Below are 23,422 nucleotides of genomic sequence, written 5' to 3'. Positions count from 1 at the left end.
GTGGTGTTGTGGGTGCGAAAGGGTTCTGGCCTCATACGGTCCGCCTTCTCCGACGGACCCGCGAGGTGACGATCAGAGCGACGGATCCCAGCGCGATCGTGAGAAGCGCCGCGAACGCGAGCTCGACGATCCCGCTGCTGCCGGTCTCCGCCAGGTTGCTCGTGGCCGATGAGGGGCCGCCGGTTGCTGCGGTTCCCTTCGCCGTCACCGTCACCTCGACCGAGACGGCGACGCCGTCAGAGGTGGCCGCCTCGAGCGTGTGCTTGCCCGGCGCGGTCTGCGACGGGATCGTGACGGTGGTCACGAACGATCCGTCGCCGTTCGTCGTCGCGGTCCCGAGTCCGAGAGGCTGCGAATGCAGCGTCATGGCCACCTCGGAGTCGGCTGCGAATCCGGTTCCCGAGACCGAGAGCGATCCGCCGGCCGGCACCGAGGACTCCGAGACCGTGAGTGTCGCTCTGTGCGGTGGCGGCGTCGCCCCGGTCACCGTGACCGGCACAACGGCCGACGATGATGCGATGAAGGCGGTGTCGTCGCTCGGCGAGAACGACGCCAGGTAGTCATGTTCGCCCGTCGACTTCGGCTTCACTGCGAGAGTTGCGCTCCCGTTCTTCACGACCGCGTCGCCGAGGCTTGCTCCTCCATCGAAGAACTCCACAGAACCGGCCGCCTGTGCCGGAGTGAGCTTCGCAGTGAGGGTCAGCGACGAGCCGGATGCGACACTGGCGGCAGAGGTCGTCAGCTGCGTCGCCGTGTTCGTCGCCGGAGCGACATCGGTCGCGATCGCGAAGACGCGCTCCTTGCTGTCGGTCGGGAACTGCACCGACACGATCGTGCGCCCGTCGGGCGCGGTCGCCGGTGTCGTTGCGAACAGGTACGCGCCCTGCACCTGGGTGACGGCGTTGCGGTGGCTCATCTTGGCCACCACGGAGTTGCCGAACGCCGGGCTTCCGTCGCTTGTCGGCAGCACCCAGTCGCCGAACGAGAAGTCCACGGGCATCGTCGATCCGTCGTCGAGGGTTGCCACAGCCGTGTCGGATGCACCACCGTTGATGCCGGCTCCGATGAAGGCGATCGAGTGCACTTCACCTTGCAGGTCGATGGTCTGGCCCGTCGGGTTCACGGCGTCGGGCGCGCCCTCGGGAGAGGAGGGCCACGTGAAGTGCAGCGATCCGACCTTCCCGGTTGCGCCCGGCGCAAGCCCGACGGACGCCAGCTGTTCACGTGAATAGCTGTTGCCGGCCGCATCGAAGTCGCCCACGCCGGTGTCGGACTCACTCGCCGTCCCGACCGTGTTCGCGGCCGCGGCCATGCTGAACGTGCGCGCGACCTTCACCGTGACCGATGCGTGCACCGTTCGCGACCCGCTGGTCACCGCCACGTCGACGGTGTAATAGCCGTTCGGGGTGCTCTTCGCCGCCGTCAGCGTGATCGGCGTCGTACCGGCTCCGGACGTGTCGAAGCGTCCGACGGGGATGCTTCCCGCGCTCAGGCCGGCAGGCGCCGTGACCGCCACGGTGTAGGAGTCGTCGGAACCGGTCAGTCGCTGTGCCGCCACCATGATCGTTGCGGCGGACCCTGGTGTCGCCGACACGAGCGACGGCGAAGCGTTCGCGACGAAACTCGCGCTGCCGTCCGCGAACGACGGCGGCGCGTCATCCGGGGCCGTTCCCCAGGAGGTGTCGTGGGTCGACGACAGCGTGAAGTCGACGTCGCCACCCTTCGCCAGCACCGATTCCGGGAGGTAGGTCTTCTGCTGCGCCGAGCCGTTCACGGACAATCCGGAGATGTAGCGGCTTCCCGTCGAGGCGCCGTTCGCGGAGATCGTGATCGTGCGTCCGCCGGAGAGATCGAGCTCCTCCTGGTCGAAAGTCGGCGTGTTGACCGTGAGCAGGTCGGTGCCCGGCGTGGTGGGGTACAGACCGAGCGCAGCCCACACATACCAGCTCGACTGAGCGCCGAGGTCATCGTTGCCGGGCTCACCGTCCGGCGAATCGCTGAAGAGCGTGGTGCGGATGCGGTCGACCACCTGCTGCGTCTTCCACGGCTGGCCGACGTAGTTGTAGAGCCACGGCGTCTGGAAGTTCGGCTCGTTCCCTGCCCACATGTAGGGCTCGTTGGGACCGACATTGAGCTGCGTGAAGAAACTGTCCAGCCGATCCGCGACCGCGGCGTCGCCGCCGAGCGCGGTGGTCAGACCAGCCACGTTCTGCGGAACCAGCCAGAGGTACTGCGCGGCGTTGCCCTCGTCGAACCCTGCCTGCCCGAACTGTCCGGATCCGGGTGTGACGTAGCCGGGGCCGTCTGCGAACTGTCCACTTGCGCTGCGCGGCGAGATGTAACCCGTCGTGGGATTGAAGAGGTTCTGCCAGTTCTGCCCGCGCGTCTGGAACTGCGAACCGATGTCGGTCTGGCCGAGAGCGGACGCGAACCGTCCGATGGCGAAATCGTCTACCGACCACTCGAGGGTGACGGATGCCCCCGCGATCGCGTGGTCTGCCTGGAAGTCTTTGGTCTGCGGTGCGTACCCGTCCTTCAGATAGGTCGCGAGCCCTGGCCGTTCGACATATCCGTTCAGCCCGGTGCCGCCGTCGGTCGCCCCTTTGACCATGTAGTTCAGAGCGGTGGATGTATCGAAGTCCTTTGCGCCGAAGGCATAGAGACTCGAGATCAGCGCGGTCTCGCTGTCACCCGTCATCTGCCCGGTCGAGGCGTTCGCGAGCTCCCAGCGAGGGAAGGATCCGCTCTGCTCGGCGTCGTTCACCAGGGACTGCGCCATGTCGCTCGCCCGGTCCGGGAACAGCATCGCTTGCAGCGGTGCCAGCGAGCGATAGGTGTCCCAGTCGGAGAAGTTGGCGTATTGCGTGTGCCCGGAGGGCACGGAATAGGTCGTGCCGTCGAATCCGATGTAGCGCCCGTCGACGTCGTTGAACGTGTTCGGGTGCAGCATGCTTCGATACAGCGACGTGTAGAAGGTCTTCAGGTCGTCCTGGTTCTGCCCGGCGACTTTGACCTTGCCGAGTGCGTCGTTCCATTCCTGCGCGGTCTGCGCACGCAGCGCTGCCGCATCGAAGCCCGGGACCTCCGCCTGCATGTTGGCGAGCGCGCCGGCGGTGCTGACGTACGACAGCGATACCTTCACGTGCAACGTCGTCGTACCAGCAGGGAAGGTGTAATACGCGCCGGCGTGCGGCGAGTCGACCGACGTGCTCGAGGCGCTCACGCTCGACTCGTTCCACGTGCCGGTCGACGCGAAGGGTGTGTCGAACTTCATCGCGAAGTAGACGGTGTAGCTGTTGTTCTTGCCGCAGAAGCCGCCGGTCGTCGCCGAGCCCGTCACTGTCTGGTCGTCGACGGTGGACAGTGCGGCAGCGGAATCGCCGTTGATCGAGGCGCCCGGACGGACGAAGAGGTTGGACGTGGCCCCCGAGGGGAATGTGAACGTCGCGAGCCCGGTGCGAGTCGATGCCGTCAGCTCGGCCTTGATCCCCGAGTTCGTCAGGTCGGCGGCGTAGTACCCTGGCGATCCGACCTCGCTGCTGTCGTGCGCGATGGTGGCCGTCGTCGTCCACGGCGTCGATCCGACAGCGCCGGTGGTCGGCAGGATCGGGATGTCGCCGAATGCGGTGCATCCGACAGAGGCGTGCGTCAGGCTGAAGCCTTTCAGCGTGCTGTTGTCGTGTGAGTAGCCGGCGTAGGTGTTCGTGGTGTCCGGCGAGAACTGCACCATGCCGAACGGAGTCGCGGGGCCGGGGAAGTTGTTGATGCTGCCGACGTTCGCACCGCCGCTTCCCGTGCCGTTCAGCGTGTTGACGTACGAGGCCGGATCGCTCACATAGGCGGGATCCGCGTGTGCTGCGGTGGCGGTCGTCACGAGCGGCATCGCCACCAGGCCGATCAATGCCGCCAGCGCACCCAGCATCACGGGCCGCCGACTCGTTCGCCAGGATGTCGTCCGACGCCTCATGCTTCGCTCCCGTCCTTCTTGCGCTTGCGTGCCCGGAGCACGAGGCCGCCACCGACCAGGAGGGCGGCCAGCACCACGAGGGACCCGATCGAGAGTCCGGTGGCGGCGAGGGCCGACACGCTCGACCCTGTGGCGGAGCTCCCTCCGGTCGAGGGGCTCGAGCCGCCGTGGCCGCCTCCTGTGGTCGAGCCGCCACCCGGATCGGTGCCGTCCCCTGGGCTGTTGCCGTCTCCATGGCCGCTCGCGGAGATCGACATCGGCACGACAGCAGAAACGGATCCGTCGGCCGCCAGCAGAACTGCACGCTGCTGTGGATGCGCGAAGTCGAACATGCCGGTCAGGTCGCCGGCCCTCTCATCGAACGAGTCATCGCCGATGCGACCCGTCGACCAGTTGTCCTCGATGAACCTCAAGACCGATGTCTGCTCGATCGCGGCGTGATCGATCGCGTTCTGCTTCGAGAACGGCGAGATGACGAGCAGCGGCAGGCGCTGACTCGGTCCGCAGCGATCCTGATATCCGCCGGCGATGGAGGATGCCTTCGCCGTGCAGATCGAGGAGTCGTTCTTCGAGTCGTTCGAGCCGTTCACGATCGTGGGCGCCACGTGGTCGTACCACCCGTCAGAGTCGTCGTACGTGACCACGATCGCCGTGCTCGACCACGATGACGACTCCTGGATCGCATTGATCTGCTCGACGAGGAACTTCTGCTCGTCCAGCGGGTCGGAGTAGCCGGCGTGGGCATCCTGCGCCTCCGGTGCCTTCAGGAACGACACAGCGGGAAGGTTGTCGTGCTTCAGCGCACTGGCGAAGTCGGTCAGGTCGTAGTTGTGATTGGCCCGGTCGGTGTGGCCGATCATCGCCTCGGACGTCGGTGCCAGGTGATGCGGATTCGACGTCGACTTGTAGTACGAGAACGGATTGTGGTGCGGCGAGTAGTCCTTCGAGGCGGTGCCGACCGTGTTGGCGGTCGTCGAGTCGCACCTGGCGTAGTCGCCGTCCTTTCCGTCCCACTTCGTGCTCGGAGCGAACCCTCCCTGGAACCAGCCCCAGGTGACGTTCTTGGCGTTGAGCAGATCGCCGATGTTCTTGCCCTGCATGTGCGCCACGGCGGAGGTCGACGTGTGGTCGTTGTTCGAGCAGTCGTCGTAGGCGGGATCCGGGTCGGAGATCAGGCTGCCCACGCCGTCCGCGTTCGGCGACTGGATCACCGACGACGTGGGCAGCACGTCACCGGTCGTCGGATCGGTCGCCACAGCCCCGTGCGTCTGCCCTGACACGAGGTCGATGGCTCCCGGTGTCGACTGGCCGAAGATGGAGTCCCAGTTGTTGTCGCTCATCGCGTAGTTCTGGGCATAGTTCCAGAGCGCGGTGACCGTGTTGCCGTCGTAGTAGTCCATCGCGAGCCCGGGGCTGCCGTATTCGCCGGTGCAGGTGTCCGAACTCGTGTTCTGCACGAACAGGTCCATCTTTCCGTCGTCTTCGGCCCTCTGCTCCGCCGGATATGCGTGATTCTGATCGCAGGTCACGGCCTCGGCCTGCGACAGACGCTTGGGCGTGTACTGATTGGGGTTGGCCGCGAGCAGCCCCGCGCTCACGAGCGTGTTCGCGCTCGGGGTGTCGGCTGCACCGGTGAAGGTCGTCCCATCGGTGTTGGCCGCTTTCGGGTAGGTGCCGAAGTAGTGATCGAACGAGATGTTCTCGTCGAAGATCACGACGACGTGCTTGATGGGCGTCGTCGTATCACTGGCACCATCGGCGGCGGCGAAGGCCGGTGCCGACATGCCGCAGAGCGCGGCTCCGGCAAGCAGAGTCGCTGCGGCGCCTCCGACGCTTCGACGCCATGCTGCGTTGGACATCCGGAATCCTCTTTCGATGTTCTGCGTGCCGGTCGGTCGCGGGTCGTGTCCGGTCATCGCGCTACTTCACCGCCACCTTCGTCGTCAGGGTCTTGGTGCTCGTCCCATCGCTCACTGTCACGGTGGCCGTGTGCTCGCCGACCGCGGCGAACGTGTGCCAGCCATAGACGATGTAGCTCCCTTCGGCGTCGCCCGGCGTGACGGCGACGTCGTTCGACGCCGGGGTGCCGTCGCCCCAGTCGACGGTGGCCTTGTAGTCGCCGGCGGATGCCGCGGCACCGCCAGAGACGATGGCGAGGGTGGCGCCGAACGGAGCGCCGTGCACCGCCGTCGGAAGGCTGTCCTCGCCGGATGCCTGGAGGCCCTTCGCGCTCGCGCCCGCGGTGCCGACCGCGAAGATGTGCATGATGCCGGCGGTGGTCGCTCGCGGAAGCGTCACGCTCGCCACCTTCTTCGACCCGTCGAGGACGGCAGGTTTGCTGGCGTACACCGACGCCTTCGTCGTGTCGGCATTGCCCGACTGGCTGTTGCGATGCGATGTCGTCAGCACGCTGACGTCACCGTCCGGCACGCTGCCTGAGGTCCAATCGGCGAACGACACGTTCACCACCTGGTGGGTGCCATCCGTGTAGTTGACCGCGGCGTAGCCGGTGGACGGCCCGTTCGTCGCCGTGCCGAGGAACGCGATCTTCGAGTACCGCATGCCGCCGAGGTCGACGGTCTGTCCCGCCGGGATCCAGTTGTCGGCCTGCCCGGAGGGGACATCGGGCCAGGTGAAGGTGATGCCTGCACCAGCTCCGCTCAGCGACAGCGTCGAACCGGGTGTCACGCCGGCGGCCTTGAGCGCACTCGCCGAGTACGAGTTGTTCGACGCGTCGAAGCTCGCCGTCGATGCCGCGCCGTCGTCGGAGATCCCGACGTTGTTGTATGCCGCCTGGCCCTGCGAGAACGATGGGGGGACGTCCTTCGCGCCGGTGCCCCACGTGCCGGGCGTCGACGCCATCGTGAACGTTAGGGTGCCGCCGTTCTGCGCGAACGACTCCGGAAGCCAGCTGGCGCTGCGTGCCGTGCCGTCGAGGCTCATCGCCTTCACGTAACGGTTGATGGAGGAGGCGCCGGGCGCGGAGATGGAATAGCTGCGTCCGTTGTCGCTCGTGATGGTCACGCTCGGGAACGATGGGCCGTTCACGACCAGCTCCGAGCGACCGTAGAGGGCGGGGAACATCCCCAGCGACGCCCAGACGTACCAGGCGCTGGTCGCGCCGAGGTCGTCATTGCCCGCGATGCCCGTCGGGGTGTTGTCGCTCCACAGCTGCGCTCGTGCCCGCTGCACGACGTCCTGGGTCTTGTTCGGCTCGCCGATCCAGTTGTAGAGCCAAGGGGTCTGATCCGAGATCTCGTTGCTGAGATAGGCATATGCGCTCGAGTTGCCCGCGTTGAGCTGGGTGAAGAACTTGTCGAGGTCGGCTCCGAACCGCACCGCGCCCCCCTTCTTCGCCACGAGCGACGAGACGTTCTGCGGAACCAGCCAGCCGTACTGCGTTCCCGACGCCTCGATGAATTCGTTGCCACCCGACCCGTCGAGGTTGAATCCGGTGTCGAAACCGTTTTTCGATCTCGGGGCGACGGCGTTCTTGCCGGGGAAGTACACGTTCTGCCAAGCCTGAGCCCGTTGCGAGAACAGCGTGTACGAGGCGGTGTCGCCCTGCTCTTTCGCGAGCTGCGCGATCGCGAAGTCGTCCAGTGCGTACTCCAGCGTGTCGGAGGTGTGGTCGCTGCCACCGGAGTTCTCGGCGATGAAGCCGAGGGCGGCATCCTGGAACGCGTTCTCGCGCTTGCTCGCTGTGGCGGGCAGGGACTGGGCTGCGACCATGCTCTTGACTGCGTCGGCGCGATCGAAGCCTGTTCCGCCGAACGCATCGAGTTCAGCCATCACGATGTCGAGCGAGTCGCCGTTCATCTTGTTCTGAGCTGCGCCCAGCATCGGCCAGTTGTACCAACCGGCCTGCTGGGCGAGGTGAAGGATCGACTCGTTCATGTCCGAAGCACGGCGGGGGAACAGCAGGCCGATCAGCTGCGCCTCGTCACGGTAGATGTCCCAGCCCGAGTAGGTGGCATACTCGTGCTTCTGCCCTGACGCCAGCGCGTGGATGCTCCCGTCGTATCCGGCATACCGGCCGTCGACGTCCTCCGTCACGTTGGGATGAAGAAGCGAGTGGTACAGCGCCGTGTAGAAAGTCGTCAGCTGCGCCTTGTCCCCTCCGCTGACGGCGACCTGGCCGAGCGTGCTCTTCCACGTGTCGTGGGCTGCGTCAGCGATCTGGTCCCAGGTCTTGTCGCCCACTTCGGTCTTGGCGTTCTGCTCGGCACCGGCCACACTCACGTAGGAAAGGCCCACGGTGACGGTGACGGTGTCGCCGGGCGCGAACGCCACGTAGGCGCCCGTTCCGTTCGCGTCGGCAGACGACCCCGAGGTGCCGCCGGCGGTCACGGTGCTGCCCTGCCAGACGCCGGACGCGGTCGGTGTCTTGTCGAACGTCGCCCAGAAGTAGGCGTTGTAGTAGGCGCCCTGCTTGCAGGTGGCCTGCACGCGCGTGCTCCCCGAGATGGTGTTCCCGTCGACGGTCACGGTGCTGCCCTCGCTGCCGTTCACGGAGCCCGCCGCGTCGAAGACCAAGGTTTGCGAGTCGCCCGTGGTCGGAAAGCTGAACCTTCCGACGCCCGCCCGCGTCGTGGCGGTCAGCTCGGCCTTGATGCCGCTGGCGAGTGTGACGCTGTACTGCCCTGGACTGGCACTCTCGCCGTCATGGGAGAAGCCGGAGTAGAACGCCTTGACGTCGTCCTTGGGCGACACGGTGAGTGCACCGCCGGAGAGGGCTCCCGCGTAGGGAAGGATCGGAAAGTCCTCAGCGCCGTAGCGACCGGCGCATCCGGTTCCCGAGACCCGATTCATGGAGAAGCCCTTGAGCTGATCGGCGTCGTACTCGTAGCCGCCCATGTTGGTGTTCGAGCCGCCCTTGGTGTTGTACGTCGTCGGATTGAACTGCACCATTCCGAACGGCAGCGTCGCGCCAGGGGAGGTATCACCGTAAGGCGTCTCCGTCTGGGCATTGGAGCCGACCTGGGTGCCGATGAACGGATTGACCAACGCTGTCGGGTCGCTCACGGGGTCGGCGAGTGCTGGGACCGTCGTCGCGGGCACGGAGATCAGCCCCGCGACGACGGCGGTGGCGACGCATCCGGCGATCCGCGCACGCACCCTTCGGAGGCTGCTGCTGCGAGGTGACTTCATGGGCGTTCTCTCTTGGTGACGGACGTGGTTCATGCGAACGCCCCGCTGGCGAGCCAGTCCGAGGCGGTCTTGGCGCCGGGCGGCGAAAAGAAGTAGCCGCCGCCGACGGGTGAGATGTAGTCGACCAGTGGCTCGTCGACGAGCCGCTTCTGCACGGCGACGAACTGCCTGTCGAGGTCTTGGTTGAAGCAGGCGAAGATCAGGCCCATGTCCAGATTCCCGTTCGGGTCGACCCCGGAGTCGTAGTTGTAGGGACGCCGCAGCATCTGTTCGCTCTCGGAGCTCGTGGTTCGCGGATTCGCCAGCCGGATGTGGGCATCGAGCTGAATCACGTCCCCCGTGGGATCGAGCTCGTAGTGCGGGTCGTCGAACTCATGCGACCCGGTGAGCGGCGCACCGGAGTCCCGGCGACGGCCGATCATGTTCTCCTGCTCGTGAATCGAGACGCGGTCCCAGAACTCCACGAGCATCCTGATGAGCCGCACGACGTGATACGAGCCGCCTGCGACCCATGCCGGCTCGCCGCGCACCGCACGCGTCCAGACGAGCGCGTTCTCCGCAGCGGGGCTCGCCGTCGCCGGCGAGGCCGTGCCGTCCTTGAAACCGAGCAGGTTTCGCGGAGTGCCGCTCGGCCGTGGCGGCGAGACGAAGCCGTCCTTGCGCCACCGAATCTGCATGCCGCCGCGAGTGGCGCGGGTGAGGTCGCGCAGCGCGTGCAGCACGGTGTCGGGATGATGGGCGCAGATCTGCAGAAGGAGGTCACCGTCGCACTGGGAGCGGTCGAGGTCGTCGTTCGGGAAGTCCTCCATCGTGCGCAGTCGCGCCGGCTTGGCATCGCCGAGGCCGAGTCGATCATCGAAGAGAGACGCGCCCAACGACAGCGTGACGGTGAGCCCGTCGGCAGGGACCATCGCGCCCAGCAGTCCTGAGTCGGACGGCGGACCCGTGATCCCCGTGTCGTCCGGCCGCCCACCGCTGGTCAAGAAGCGTGCGCGCTCGGTGATCGTGCGCAACAGTTGCTCGAGATCCTTCCGCCCTTCGACGGTGACGTCGAAGGCGACGAAAGCCGACGTCGACTGCGCGGGAGTCACGATTCCCTGCTGGTGCTCGCCGTGGAACGGATACGATGACCTCCGCTTCACGGTCTCCTGCGCAAATGCGCTGCCGCCGACCGCGGTCGCCGAGACGAGGGGTGCCGCGACTCCCGCGCCGAACACACCGGCGAGAAAGTCCCGCCTGACGACGCCCGTCATGCCGCCCTCCGCACGTCGCAGACCGCGGCGACGTGCGCCGGGAGCTCCACCGTCTCGCTGATCGTCGCGTCGAGCTTCTCGCGCTGCGCACGATCGAGCGAGGCAAGCGACGTCCACGTGCCGTCGGACGAGCGGAACGACTCGACCAGTTGCCGAGATCGCGCTATCCAGGCATCCGTCTTGGCGAGCGAGTAACGGGTGGCGAGGATGCCGCGCAACGGCTTCAGCGCCTCGATCGTCCCCGTGAGGTTGGCGTCGACCGTGGCAAGGGAGCTGTGGCTTCCGGCGTCCGTCGCCCCGGTCAGCTCGAACTGCAGCGCGTTCTCGAGGATCTCGTGCGCGCGCAGTCCGATGTCGAGCGGGTCGACACGGGCATCGGGAAAGCCCGCCTCCAGCGAAGCGACATCGGAGGCCAGTCGCCTCGTATAGGGCGCGACGGAAGACAGCGGCGCATCCGCGTACAGCAGCGCCTCGATCTTGTGGAAACCGGTGAGGTCAGGGTCGTCGAAGGCCGTGTGGCTGGATGCGGCCATCCCGTCGATCGCGGTGTCCGCGTCGCCGAAGGCCCCATAGGCCGCACCCAGCGTCTCGTACTCGGTGTGGCCCGCCAGCCACGCCCGCTCAGCTCCCGCGCGGTCCCCCGACTCGACGGCCGTATCGAGTCCCCGCACGTCATCGAGGAGGGTGGGCAGCCGGCCTTCCACCCATCCCTCGTACGCCTTTGCCGCCGGAATCAGGTCGTTGCGCGTGACGGGCGCAACGCCCGGGGTGCTTCCTGCGACGTGCCGCGCCCCGGTCACCCTCACTGCCGGCCCGTACAGCGGGTCGGCGTCGGCCGGAAGGCAGACGAAACGGTAGCGGCCCGCTGCGATCGTCGGCTGTGCCGATGCCGTCGCGCCCGCACCGATGTTCTCCACATCGACGAATACCGCCTTGTCGGCGAGACGCTGCAGATACACCTCCATGCCGACGGTCGAGGTGTTGCGGAACGACAGTCGCTGAAGGCCGCTGTGCGGATGAGCCCAGCCCGACCCGCAGCCATCGATCGCCGCGTGCACCAGGTACCCGTCCGACGTGGTGCGCTGGCTTCGCATCGCCGACTGCACGACGACGGCGACGGCGATGAGCGCGGCGAGCGTCATGAACACGAAGCACACCTTCAGTGGCACCGGCGGCTTGCGGTGCCCGGTCGTCGTCGGCTCGGGTGATGCGCTCACGAGCGTCCTCCGCGACGCAGCGCCGAGCGGACGACCAGGAGAGCGGCACCGCCTGCCAGCGCCAGCAGGCACAGCAGTGCGAGCAGTTCGGCGTTCTCGGGCAGCCCGGTCGTGGCCAGCGCGGCGCCCCCGGCCGGATCCACGGTGATCGATGCCGAGGCGACGACCTGCGACACGTCGCCCACGGCCTGAATCTCGTGGTTTCCGACAGTCGCATCGTTCGGGATCACGACCTTGGAGGAGAAAGCGCCGTCGCCGTCGGCGGTGACGACGTCCAGCTCCACCGGTGCCGAGTGCAGCGAGATCGTCACCTTCTCGTGGGGAGCGAATCCGGCTCCGATGACCGAGACGGCGTCGCCGCGCCTTGCGTCCGAGGCCGTGAGCTTCAGCTTCGGGACGTAGCCGGAGTGCGTGTCGGCACGCACAGCATCCGTCGGTGCAGAGGCCGATGTCACCGTCGCGTAGCCCGCCTTGGTGGCGGTGACCACTGCGGTGATCTTCTCCCCGATCTGCGCAGCCGCCAGGGTCAGAGTCGACTCGTGCGCTCCGTCGATCGGGGTCCCGTCCGCTTCCCAGGCATAGGCGAGCTGTATGCCGTCGACGGAATACGCACCAGCCGTCACCGTCAGCGTCTCGCCGACCTTGGCGGTGCCGGAGAGCGAGGGCCGCGCTGTTGCAACGAACGTTCCCTTCTCCACTTTCGTGCCGGCAGACATGATCGTGCCCGGCACGTATCCGGGCGCCGTCCCCGTCGCCACCACTGCCAGGGTCTTCCCCAGGTCCTCGGGCGTGATCGTGTAGTGAGACGAGGTCGCCGAAGCGATGTTCGCCCCGTCGACGCTCCACTGATAGGTGGTCGTCGTGCCTGCCACGTTCCAGTCCGGCGATCCGGCGGTCACGGTCTCGCCGACGGCTGCGGTGCCGCCGATACCGAGGCTCGGCGCCTTGGGCGCCGTGGGGGCGGCGTCGCTGGCGACGGCGAAGACGTGCATCTTCTGGTCGTCTGGCCACGTGATCGAGGAGAGCCCCTTGCCCGTCAGCGTGATCGGCTGAGTCGAGTACAGGCCGCAGCCGATGTTCTGGGTGCCGGTGTGATCACCACGGACTCCGGGGGCCGGCAGCGAGATGTCGCCGGTCGAGGCATCCGGAGTGCACCAGTCGCTCAGCGTCGCCGTCACCGTCTGTGTGGAACCGTCCGCATACTTCAGCAGGAGCTGGCCGCCATGGTCTCCGTTGTTGCCCGCACCGACGAGCGCGATCTCGGTCGCCGATCCGAGTGCCGCCGAGACGTCGGTCGTCTGCCCCGACGCGAGAAGATTGTCCGGCTGACCTGCCGGAACCGGGCCCAGGATGTAGCTCAGATCGGTTCCCGGAACGGTGAGGCTCTCTCCCTGCACGATTCCGACCGACGCCAACTGATCGCGGAGAAAGTAGTAGCCCATGCCGTCGAAGTCGGCATTCGCCTTGCCCTCGTCGCCGATGCCCACGTTGTCGAAGCCCGGCTGCAACCAGTTCTGCTGGGGCACGACCACGGTGACGTCCGCGGTCGCGGAGTCACCAGCGTCGTCATCGACCGTGAGATGGACCGGGTAGTCCCCGGCTGCCGTCCCCGCAGCGACCTGCAAGGAGACCGGGATCGCCGTCTGAGCAGAGCCACCGTTCGCCGCGACCGTCCAGGAGCCGCCTCCCGTGACCGAGACCGCCGCCGATCCCTTAACCTCGAGCGTCCCGGTGATCGTCCCCTCGCCCTGCGCGAGGGCGCTCACAGTCAAGGTCCCTTGCGCTCCGGCGGCGACGACGACCGACGGCGTCGAGGCTCCGACCGTCAGCCGATGCGTCGAGCCATCGTCGCTCACCACGGCCGGCGGTGCGTCGGCGGCGGCCGTCGCCCAGTCGGATGGCTTCGATCCGACGGTGTACGCGATGGTTCCGGCCTTCCCGAGCTCGGCGCCGGAGAGGTATGCGCGATCGATGTCCTTGCCGCCCACCGACACGGACTGTTCGTAATGGGAGGTGCCGGAGACGCCCGGGGCGGTGATGTGCAGGGATCCGCTCGGGTAGTAGTCGGGATCGAGCGTGACGTCCACGCTCGAGAACACGGGAGTGGAGAGGCCCCAGACATCCGATCCGGGAATGATGGGATACAGGCCGATGGAGCTCATCACGGCCCACGACGACATTTCACCGAGGTCGTCATTGCCGGTGACGCCGGTCGGCCCATCGGTGAAGAGCGTGAGCGCGGCGCGCACGACGTCGGTGGTCTTCCACGGCTGGCCCGCCCAGAGGTAGGCATAGGGAGAGCCGAGATCGGGCTCGTTGTTCGGGTTGTACTTGTCCTGGTTGTAGTACGAGTAAGCGCCGTTGACCCACACGTTGCGCGCGGTGCCCGCCGGGTCGGTCGACAGCTGGTCATAGGCGAAGAAGGAGTCGAGCCGCTTGGCCGTCGCGGATCGTCCGCCGAGGAGCCCCATCAGGCCCGGCATGTCCTGCGGCACCAGCCACTCGTATTGCACGGCCGTTCCCTCGTGGAATCCAGGGGCGTTCGCCGGATCGGTCTGCTGGTCGAAGAGGCCGTCTGAATGCCGCGCCCGGAACGCGCCGGTCGTCGAATCGAAGATGGCTCGATAGTTCTCGCCTGCGGCTGCGTACCTCTCCGCGTCGGCATTGTGTCCGAGCGCCTTCGCCATCGTCGACAGCATCGCGTCGGAGACCGCGTACTCGAGGGTCGCCGACCCCCCGTTCTGCATGTCGTTCGTGCCGGGTTTGCCCTTGGCGCCGGTGTCGTATGGCACATACCCGTCGGCGTTGAACACCGGATTCCCCGTGCGCCCCGTCGTGGGGCTGTCCGCGGGTGGCACGTCGTCCGCGTTCCGTTTGAGCACCGCGTAGGCCTCGGCCTCGTGCCCTTTCAGGAGGCCCTCTGACCACGCACTCACCAAGAACGGCGTGATCGGGTCTCCGGTCATGATGTTCGTCTCGACCGGACCATAGCTCCAGCGCGGTGCCCATCCGCCTTGCTCCGCCTCCAGCACGAGTGAGTAGGCCATGTCGGCGGAGCGTCTCGGTTCGATGAGCGCAAGGAACTGCTGTTGCGTTCGATAGGTGTCCCAGAGCGAGAAATCCTGGTAGTAGGTGTACCCGGAGGCGATGTGCGTCTTCTGGTCCCAGCCCATGTAGCGACCATCGACATCAGTACCGGTGTTCGGAGCGAGAAAGCTGCGGTAGAGCGCGGAGTAGAACGTCGTCAGCTGGTCCGTGTCCGACGAGGACACGGCGATCTTGCTGAGCTGGTCATTCCAGACAGTGGTCGCAGCAGAGTGCGCAGCGTCGAAGGTCGTGGCCTCAGCTGCGAGATTCGCAGCGGCACCGGCCGGGTCGACGTAGCTCAGAGAGGTCTGCGCCTCGACGACGTTGTCCGAGGTCGTGTCGAACCGCACGTAGGCACCGGTACGATCCGTGCTGCTCGCCGTGCTCGAGCCCGCGCTGACGGCGTTGCCCGTCCACGTGCCGAATGACGTGAACGGCCGGCTGAAGTGCGTTCGTGTGTAGACCGTGAACGGTTGGGTGGGCTCGCAGAAGCCCGCCACGGTGATCGCGGCGTCGACGGTCTGGTCGTCGACGACCGTCACGGACGACTTCTGCACGGACGACAACGCCTGTCCGGCGTCGATCATCACGTTCGCCTCGGTGGTCGAAGGAAACGTGTATCTCTGCACACCGGTGTGCATCGTGGCGGTGAGCTCAGCCGTGATCGGACCCGCGGATGCCTGAAGCCCCACTTTGTAATAGCCTGCCTGCGCCTGCTCCGACGAGTGGTCGAGCGGAAGGTAATACGAGCCGTAGTCGGTCGAGCCGATGTCACCTGTCGTCGGGAGCACCGGCAGCATTCCGCCCAACCCGCATCCGACGCCGGAGAGATGCACGAGGGAGAACCCGCGCACGCCCGTTTGGCCGTAGTCGTAGCCGGTGCTGTGGCCGGTGTCGGGTGAGAGCTGAACCATGCCGAACGGCACAGTTGGGCCTGGGTAGGTGTTCCCCTCGTCCTGGGTTCCGATCAACGGGTTCACGTACGAGACGGGGTCGCTCACGGTGCCGGCCGCCGGTGCGGCGTCGGCCGGTTCGACGAGGCCCAGTGTCAGCGCCGAAGCGACGGCGACCACCGCTACGACCTGCACTGCGATGAAGCGCCCGCACAATGACCATCGCCGGCGGGGCGAGCCGCCGGCCGCGCTTCCGGCACCGACTCCGAAGGTCGCCCATCGTGACATGAGGCCGGCCCCTTTCCTGAGATCGTCATTGACCTGCCCGCGGGAAACGTTCCGTCGGCGAGCACGCGAGCGCGACGCTACCGAAGAACACCTGGAAATGTCAACGCTGACATTGAATCGAGTGTCAAAACCGAACCATGGGACGGGCTCTCATCGAGTCTCTTCGCCCGCGACCGCCAGATCGAAGAACGGCCCGGCACCGCCCGTTCTTCCCCGACTCTGCGGATATCTGCATCCACGTCGCCTGGGGTGAGCGGAGCTCAGCCGTCAGCCAAGACGGCCGTTCTTGCCGCGGCACCCCGCTTCCTCCGACGAGTTTGCGAAGCGTTTCGTATCGGTCGTGCCGTGTCATCGCAGTCATGACCGCGATCACGGATCTCCCCACACAGGAGCCGGACGTCAATGCGGCGAGCATGCAGCCTGCATGACGGAAGCGACCTGATCAGCACGGCTATCGCGACGCGTCCTTCGGAGGCGTCGCCACGGCGCCCTTCCGGTTCAGCCCACGAACGGGCCGAGGCGCTCGCCCGAGCCTCGCTCGATCAACGCGGTCGAGAGCTGCACCCGCTGCGCGGGCCCGTCGTCACCGTCGATCCTCCGGAACAGAAGATCGGCGGCGACGCGCCCCATGGCAGCGGGGTCCTGGGTCACGACCGTGACTCCAGGCTGAACGACGTCGGCAAGCTCGAAGTCGTCGAAACCGACGTACGCGAGACCGATCGGATGCCTCACCAGGGCTCGCAGAAGCTGCACGCTCCACCTGTTGTTGCCGGCGAAGACCGCGGTGGGCGGATCCGCGGACGCCGCGAGCATTCCGAGCGCCTCAGTTCCTGCCCGTTCGTCGGGCTGGAGCATCAGCACGAGTTCCGGGTCGAACGGGATGCCCGCGTCGGCAAGCGCATCCCGGTACCCCGCCCGTCGTTCCCTCGCTGTGTACACGGAGTCCGCGTCGCCGAAGAACGCGATACGGCGATGACCGCGCTCGATCAGATGACGTACGCCCGCGATCGTGCCTCCACGGTTGTCGGCGAGCACCGTGTCGACATCGAGCTCTTCCAGGGGGCGGTCGAACGCCACAACCGGGCAGTTCTTCGCGCGCTCGTCGGCCAGCAGCTTCTCATCGAGCCCCGTCGCCGGTGCGAGGATGAGTCCCCCGACGCCTCTGGACACGAAAGCGGCGATGAGACGGTCTGCTCGATGCGCGTCCTCGGCCGACGATGACACGAGCAGTTGATGATCGTGCGCCAGCACGCTCTCCTCGACAGCTCTCGTCAACGCTCCGTAGAACGGGTCCGAGACATCTTCCAGCAGAAGCCCGATGGTCGATGCAGTGCCTTGACGAAGCAGCCGCGCGCTCTCATTGCGCCGGAAGCCGAGTCTCTCGATCGCGTCGTTGATCCGTGCCGCGGTGGCCGGGCTGACATGCGCGTCATCGTTGACAACACGCGAGACAGTCTTGGCGCTCACGCCGACCTCGCGCGCAACATCGTTCATCGTCGGCCGACCCAGCGGCCGCGGGGCTGACGCCCGTCGGCCATCGCCTGACGTGGTGGAGTCCGCCATTCTCACGCCGCCCATCTCCGCCACAACCCAGCCCTCGTGTCAGACGAGGGCATCGGTCAGATCCGTCCGTAGGCTAACACGCCGTCTTATGCCGATTCGCGCCGATTCTGCAGCGGAATCGAGGGGTTCTTCGTGATCGACCGAAGCGCTGAACGCTCGCGGACGCGACGAGTCGATCAGTCGCCGGCCGTGGGGCGTCCGTCGTCTCCGACGCGCGCTTCGTCTGCCGCGTATGCGATGTCAGCGTTGACATGTATGCTCTCGGAGCGGGATTCCCCCTCGCCCACCGCTGTCCCGCGGGCCGGATCGACGATCGCGGCCTCGCGGCTCACCGCCTCCGCGGTACGAGAGGGCGTGCCGAACGACGTCACCGAACGAGAGAGCCCTTCCACCTACATGTCCGATCGAGCCATCAGAACCGTCGCACTCGCGATCGATCTCGGCGGCACGAAGGTGGAGGCAGCCCTGGTTGCTGCCGACGGCACGATCAAAGCGGGCAGTCGGCACAGGACTCCGACCGGTCCGACTGCATCGCGATCCCAGCTCGACGAGGCGATCATCCACGTGACACGCGGCGCGCTCGAAGCAGTCGGCGCAGACGAGCTTCTGGGCTGCGGGATCGGATCGGCCGGCCCGCTCCGCCGCGAGGACGACAGCATCTGGCCCATCAACCTGCCGGCCCTGCATGGTCTGCGCATCACCGAGCTCATCTCCCCCGCGATGGCCGGTCGTCCGATCATGCTCCGGCTCGACGGCACCTGCATCGCCTTGGCCGAGCACTGGTTGGGCGGCACCCGTGGAGCGTCGAACGCCATGTCGATGGTCGTGTCGACAGGCGTGGGCGGCGGGATCATTCTCGATGGACGACCGCTGCGAGGAGACACCGGCAACGCCGGCCACATCGGCCAGATCCAGGTGCACACTCATCGCCCCGGGCGATCGAATGCGGCCGCGTCCCTCGAAGGGATCGCCTCCGGGCCGAGATCAGTGCGCTGGGCGCGAAAAAGAGGTTGGCACGGGTGCACGGGGGAGGATCTCGCCAGGGACTACGCCGTCGGGGACCCGGTGGCCGTCGCGGCGATCAGACGATCGGCTACGGCCGTCGGCGAGGCGATCGCCAGCGTCGCGACGCTGCTCGACCTTCACCGGGTCACGATCGGCGGCGGGTTCTCGCGTTCGGCCACTGATTACGTCGACATCGTGCAGACCGCGGCGGTCGGGGCCTCCGTCGTCGGCTACGCACGCGATGTCGTCGTCACACCCTCGGCCCTCGGTGCCGACGGCCCCCTGATCGGGGCCGCCGCGCTCGTGCACAGAAGCGACGTCCTCGTGCCCGCGTAGCCCATGACATCCCTCTCCTCTTTTCTCGCGTCGGTGCTCGCAGTCGGAAGAGGGCCGGCAGACCGTGATTCCCACGGCGATCCCGAAGCCCGCATCGCGTATCGTGTAGCCGTGGCAGCCCATCGTCGTACGCCGGGGTCGCAGACTTCACTTCGTGAAGCCAATCGCGGCCGGATCGTCGACGCCGTCAAGCGCTACGGCGGGCTGAGCCAGATCGAGCTCGCGGGCCTCACCGGCCTCTCGCCCGCCACGGTCTCGAACATCGTCAAAGAGCTGACCGGTGCCGGCGTGCTCAACACGGCACCCGGCACGAGGAGCGGCAGGCGCGCCCAGCATGTCACGCTCGCCCACGATCTCGGCCTCGTCGCGGGCGTGCACTTCTCCACGAGGCACCTGCGCATCTCGATCGCGGATGCCGCCTACACGGTCGTCGCAGAGACCCACATGCCACTGGCCAAAGACCACAGGGCCGACAACGAGCTCGACCGCGTGATGCTGCTGCTGGCCGACATGCTCGAGTCGGCTGGCGCAGGCATGCTCGACCTGCTCGCCGTCGGCGTCGCGTTGCCCGCACCCGTTGACCGGCGCACGGGGCGCATCGCCCGCCGCGGCATCCTGCGCGGCTGGGACGGCGTCGAGGTCTCCGACGTGCTGCAGGAGCGGTTGAAGCGACCGGTCTTCGTCGACACGGATGCCAACGCCGCGGCCCTCGGCGAGCTGCGGCTGGGCGCCGCCCGTGGCAAAGAAGACGTCATCTTCGTCGACGTCGGCGACCGCATCGGTGCCGGCCTCGTACTCGGCGGCCGCGTCTACTCGGGGCACGGCGGCATGGCCGGTGAACTCGGGCACACGGTGATCCAGCAGGACGGACCGGTGTGCGAGTGCGGCAACCGCGGCTGTGTGCAGGCCATCGCAGGCGGTGCCGCCCTCATCGAACGGCTGCAGTCGGGCAACCGCGGCATCAAGCTGCAAGACGTGATCGTGCGCGCCATGTCGGGTGAGTCGGATGCCATCCGCGCGATCGCCGACGCCGGCAGCGCGATCGGCGTGGCGACGGCCAACCTCTGCAACCTGCTCGATCCGGAGCGGATCGTGGTCGGCGGCGAGCTCGGCCGGTCGGGCGAGCTGCTGCTCGGGCCGATGCGGCGCGAGGTCGAGCGCTCGGTGCTCGCCGGCGCGCAGCTGGCGCCCGAGATCGTGCAGAGCCAGCTGGGGGTCGGAGCTGCGGCGATGGGTGCCGTCGCGATGGCCGTCGACCGGGTCTCGATCCAGACCGACGATTCCACCCATGCGGAGGACGCCGCCGAATGAAGGCGAAACGAGCGGGTTCACTGCTCGCCGTCGTTGTCTGCGCGCTCACCCTCGTCGGGTGTTCGAACGCGGTCTCGCCCGGCGACACGACGCATGCCGCCGTCGACCCCGCGCACGCGACCATCGGCCTGCTGCTGCCCGACTCGACGAACACCAGGTACGAGTCGGCCGACAGGCCCGCGTTCGAGGCGCGCATCCACGCCAAGTGCCCCGGCTGCACGGTGGCCTACCAGAACGCCTCGGCCGATGCGGCGCGTCAGCAGCAGCAGGCGGAATCGATGCTCGCCCAGGGCGTGGCGGTGCTCGTTCTGGATGCCGTGGACGGCCAGTCGGCGGCATCCATCGTGAACGAGGCGACGAGCAAGGGCGTTCCGGTGATCGCGTACGACCGCATCATCAACAGCCCCGATCTCTCCTTCTTCGTGTCTGCCGACAACTCGGAGGTCGGAGTGCTGCAGGCGCAGGCGCTGGTCGATCGCCTGCGTGAGCTGCACGCGCCTGCCGGTTCGGGCATCCTCATGGTCAATGGCTCGCCCACCGACAACAACGCTCGCCTGTACAAGCAGGGCGCGCATTCGGTGATCGACAAGTCCGGTTACAAGGTGCTCGCCGAATACGACACCCCCGACTGGGCGGGATCGGAGGCGCAGAGCTGGGTGGCGGGCCAGATCACCCAGTTCGGCTCGAAGATCGCCGGCGTGTACGCGGCCAACGACGGCCTCGCGCAAGGCGCCATCGAGGCCCTGCAGGCGGGCGGCATCCAGCCCGTTCCGCCGACGACGGGGCAGGATGCCGAGATCGCCGCCGTGCAGCGCATCCTCGCCGGAACCCAGTACATGACCGTGTACAAGCCCATTCGCAAACAGGCGGCCATCGCCGCCGACGCCGCGCTCACGATCGTGGACGGGGGAACACCGACCGGCACGAGCGTCACCAAGGCCGGCGGCAAGTCCGTTCCGACCGTCACGCTCACACCCGTCAGCGTGACGCTGAAGAACGTGAAGCGCGTGGTGATCGACAGCGGATTCCACACGGTCGCCCAGATCTGCACACCCGCCTACGCGAGCTACTGCAAGGAATACGGCATCACATGAGTCTCATCCCAGGAGATGACGACGTGACGACCGACGCCGGCGGCGCTGCCGGCTCCTCGGTCGTTCCCGTCGTGCGCATGCGCGGCATCAGCAAGTCGTTCGGCCACATCCAGGCACTGCGCACGGTCGACCTCGACCTGTATCCCGGCGAGGTCGTCGCGCTGGTCGGCGACAACGGCGCCGGCAAGTCGACCCTGGTGAAGATCCTCGCCGGGGTGCACACGCAGGATGCCGGAACCGTGGAATTCGAGGGCCGCGCGGTCTCGATCCCGTCGCCGTCGGCATCCCGCGACCTCGGCATCGCCACGGTGTTCCAGGACCTCGCGCTGTGCGACAACCTCGACGTGGTGGCGAACCTCTTCCTCGGTCAGGAGCTCGGGCACGGCCCGCTCGACGAGGAGGCGATGGAGCAGCGATCGTGGGAGCTGCTGCGCCGGCTGTCCGCGCGCATCCCTTCGGTCCGGATGCCCGTCGCGACCCTCTCGGGCGGCCAGCGACAGATCGTGGCCATCGCCAGATCGCTGATCGGCGAGCCCGCCGTGGTCATTCTCGACGAGCCCACCGCGGCGCTCGGCATCGCGCAGACCGCCGAGGTGCTCAATCTCATCGAACTCCTGCGCGATCGCGGGCACTGCGTCGTGCTGATCAGTCACAACATGGCCGACGTGCAGGCGGTGGCCGACCGGGTGATCGTGCTGCGCCTCGGCCGGGTCAACGGCAGGTTCAGGGCGCCGGAGATGAGCTACGAGAACATCATCGCCTCGATCACGGGCGTGCTGAATCTCGAGGAGGGCACCCCGGAAGACGACCCGCGCGAGCGGTCGTTCGACATGCGGTCGCCCGACACCCGACCGGGCAGCACGCCAGGCGGCACGTTCGACCCCCGCGACGGAGGACCGCGATGACCCGGGATGCCCGCACCGCCCTCACGGCGCGCGAGCGCCTCGACTCCGGTGCCGCGTACACCCTGCGCGACCTCGGCTCCGGCTTCGTCGCGCGGCTGCGCGACGGCGATCTCGGCTCGCTTCCCGTCGTCTGCGGGCTCGTCATCATCGCCGTGCTGTTCCAGCTGGCGAACCCGCGGTTCCTGGCCCCGGGCAACCTGGTCAACCTCACGTTGCAGGCCGCGCCGCTCGGCGTGATCGCGCTGGGCACCGTCGTGGTGCTGCTCGTCGCGCAGATCGATCTCTCCGTCGGCTCGGTCAGCGGCCTTGCCAGCGCCATCGTCGGTGTGTCGGCCATGCAGCTCGGCTGGCCGATGCTCGTCGGCGTCGTCGCCGCGGTCGCGGCCGGCGCCGTGATCGGCATCTTCTACGGCTTCCTGCTCACGCGGTTCGGCGTGCCGAGCTTCGTGATCACGCTCGCCGGGCTGCTCGCGTTCCTGGGTGTGCAGCTCGCGCTGCTCGGGCCGAACGGGTCGATCAACATCCCGTTCTCCGACCCGCTCGTGCAGTTCGCGAACACGTGGTTCCTGCCGCCGTGGGCGGCGTACACGATCGTCGGGCTCGCCTCACTCGGTCTGCTGTTCTCGGGGCTGGCGCGCAGGCGCAGGAGGATGAACGCGCAGCTGCCTGCTGAGCATCCCTCCGTGCCCATCGCCAAGGCGGTGATCCTCGCCGCCGCACTGAGTGTCGCGGTCTGGTACCTGTCGCTCGACCGCGGCACGGCCGTCATGCCGCTGCTGTTCCTGCTGCTCGTGGTGGTGATGTCGTACCTGCTCCGACGCACGCGCTGGGGCCGTTCGGTGTTCGCCGTGGGAGGCAATGTGGATGCCGCGCGCCGCGCCGGTCTGCCGGTCACCCGCACGCTCGTCACGGCCTTCATGATCTGTTCGGCGTTCGCCGCGCTCGGCGGTGTGCTCGCGGCCGCGCGGCTCGGCTCGGCGACCACCCTCACGGGCTCCGCCGACACCAACCTCAACGCCATCGCCGCCGCCATCATCGGCGGAACGAGCCTCTTCGGCGGTCGCGGAAACGCCTGGTCCGCCGTGCTCGGCGTGCTCGTGATCTCGGCGATCTCGAGCGGGTTGACGCTGCTCAATCTCGATTCATCCGTTCGATACATGATCACGGGAGCGGTGCTGCTGCTCGCCGTCATCGTCGACTCGGTGAGCCGCCGATCCCGCGCGAGTCACGGGCGCGGCTGAGGAGATCACGGGGTTTTCGGCGGTCGTCGCCGCCTTTCGCGACCCGTCGCGCCGCCTCGATTCTCGACATCCGAGCGCCCTGAATTCGCCCGTTCATCTCAATCTGTTCAC

Annotated in this window: 12 protein-coding genes; 5 read left to right on the top strand and 7 right to left on the bottom strand. The window is 67.4% G+C overall.

The features are described from left to right. Positions 1 to 31: 31 nt before the first annotated feature. The 7 genes from FPZ11_RS13570 to FPZ11_RS13535 form a co-directional block, all read right to left on the bottom strand. Entirely contained in the window at positions 32 to 3,922 is a 3,891-nt protein-coding gene (locus FPZ11_RS13570) for a GH92 family glycosyl hydrolase (RefSeq protein ID WP_246846686.1), read from the bottom strand. Between the two features lie 41 nt (positions 3,923 to 3,963). After that, positions 3,964 to 5,826, bottom strand: a complete 1,863-nt coding sequence (locus tag FPZ11_RS13565; RefSeq protein ID WP_146321681.1) for a phospholipase C — start codon at positions 5,824 to 5,826, stop codon at positions 3,964 to 3,966. Positions 5,827 to 5,887: 61 nt separating this feature from the next. After that, complete coding sequence (locus FPZ11_RS13560; RefSeq protein ID WP_146321680.1) at positions 5,888 to 9,118, bottom strand: GH92 family glycosyl hydrolase; 3,231 nt, start codon at positions 9,116 to 9,118, stop codon at positions 5,888 to 5,890. 29 nt (positions 9,119 to 9,147) lie between these two features. After that, positions 9,148 to 10,371: an iron uptake transporter deferrochelatase/peroxidase subunit gene (efeB, locus tag FPZ11_RS13555; RefSeq protein WP_146321679.1), complete on the bottom strand. Its 1,224-nt coding sequence runs from the start codon at positions 10,369 to 10,371 to the stop codon at positions 9,148 to 9,150. Continuing rightward, a complete protein-coding gene (locus FPZ11_RS13550; protein WP_168203831.1) occupies positions 10,368 to 11,588 on the bottom strand; it encodes an EfeM/EfeO family lipoprotein in 1,221 nt (406 codons plus the stop codon). The genes efeB and FPZ11_RS13550 overlap by 4 nt, the downstream gene beginning before the upstream one ends. After that, positions 11,585 to 15,748, bottom strand: a complete 4,164-nt coding sequence (locus tag FPZ11_RS13540) for a GH92 family glycosyl hydrolase (RefSeq protein ID WP_210415881.1) — start codon at positions 15,746 to 15,748, stop codon at positions 11,585 to 11,587. Before FPZ11_RS13540 ends, FPZ11_RS13550 begins: the two co-directional genes overlap by 4 nt. 606 nt (positions 15,749 to 16,354) lie before the next feature. Next, positions 16,355 to 17,323, bottom strand: coding sequence for a LacI family DNA-binding transcriptional regulator (locus FPZ11_RS13535; protein ID WP_210416045.1), 969 nt, complete (start codon positions 17,321 to 17,323; stop codon positions 16,355 to 16,357). A gap of 450 nt (positions 17,324 to 17,773) precedes the next feature. Here FPZ11_RS13535 and FPZ11_RS13530 point away from each other — a divergent pair, with 450 nt between their 5' ends. The 5 genes from FPZ11_RS13530 (at position 17,774) to FPZ11_RS13510 (ending at position 23,311) form a co-directional block, all read left to right on the top strand. Beyond that, positions 17,774 to 18,760 (top strand): ROK family protein, encoded by a 987-nt coding sequence (locus FPZ11_RS13530; protein WP_246846262.1) that lies wholly within the window; start codon positions 17,774 to 17,776, stop codon positions 18,758 to 18,760. 111 nt (positions 18,761 to 18,871) lie between these two features. Beyond that, positions 18,872 to 20,071 (top strand): ROK family transcriptional regulator, encoded by a 1,200-nt coding sequence (locus FPZ11_RS13525; protein ID WP_146321674.1) that lies wholly within the window; start codon positions 18,872 to 18,874, stop codon positions 20,069 to 20,071. Beyond that, positions 20,068 to 21,165 (top strand): substrate-binding domain-containing protein, encoded by a 1,098-nt coding sequence (locus tag FPZ11_RS13520; RefSeq protein ID WP_146321673.1) that lies wholly within the window; start codon positions 20,068 to 20,070, stop codon positions 21,163 to 21,165. The genes FPZ11_RS13525 and FPZ11_RS13520 overlap by 4 nt, the downstream gene beginning before the upstream one ends. After that, positions 21,162 to 22,070 carry an ATP-binding cassette domain-containing protein gene (locus tag FPZ11_RS13515; RefSeq protein ID WP_146321672.1) on the top strand — a complete coding sequence of 303 codons (909 nt, stop codon included), beginning with the start codon at positions 21,162 to 21,164 and terminating at the stop codon, positions 22,068 to 22,070. The genes FPZ11_RS13520 and FPZ11_RS13515 overlap by 4 nt, the downstream gene beginning before the upstream one ends. Further along, positions 22,067 to 23,311, top strand: a complete 1,245-nt coding sequence (locus FPZ11_RS13510) for a sugar ABC transporter permease (protein ID WP_146321671.1) — start codon at positions 22,067 to 22,069, stop codon at positions 23,309 to 23,311. The genes FPZ11_RS13515 and FPZ11_RS13510 overlap by 4 nt, the downstream gene beginning before the upstream one ends. Positions 23,312 to 23,422 lie beyond the last annotated feature (111 nt).

Origin of the sequence: Humibacter ginsenosidimutans (assembly GCF_007859675.1) — a bacterium.
In the GTDB taxonomy this organism is placed as follows: domain Bacteria; phylum Actinomycetota; class Actinomycetes; order Actinomycetales; family Microbacteriaceae; genus Humibacter; species Humibacter ginsenosidimutans.
Note: the sequence above shows the minus strand (reverse complement) of the source record. Positions and strands in the feature narration are given on the sequence as shown.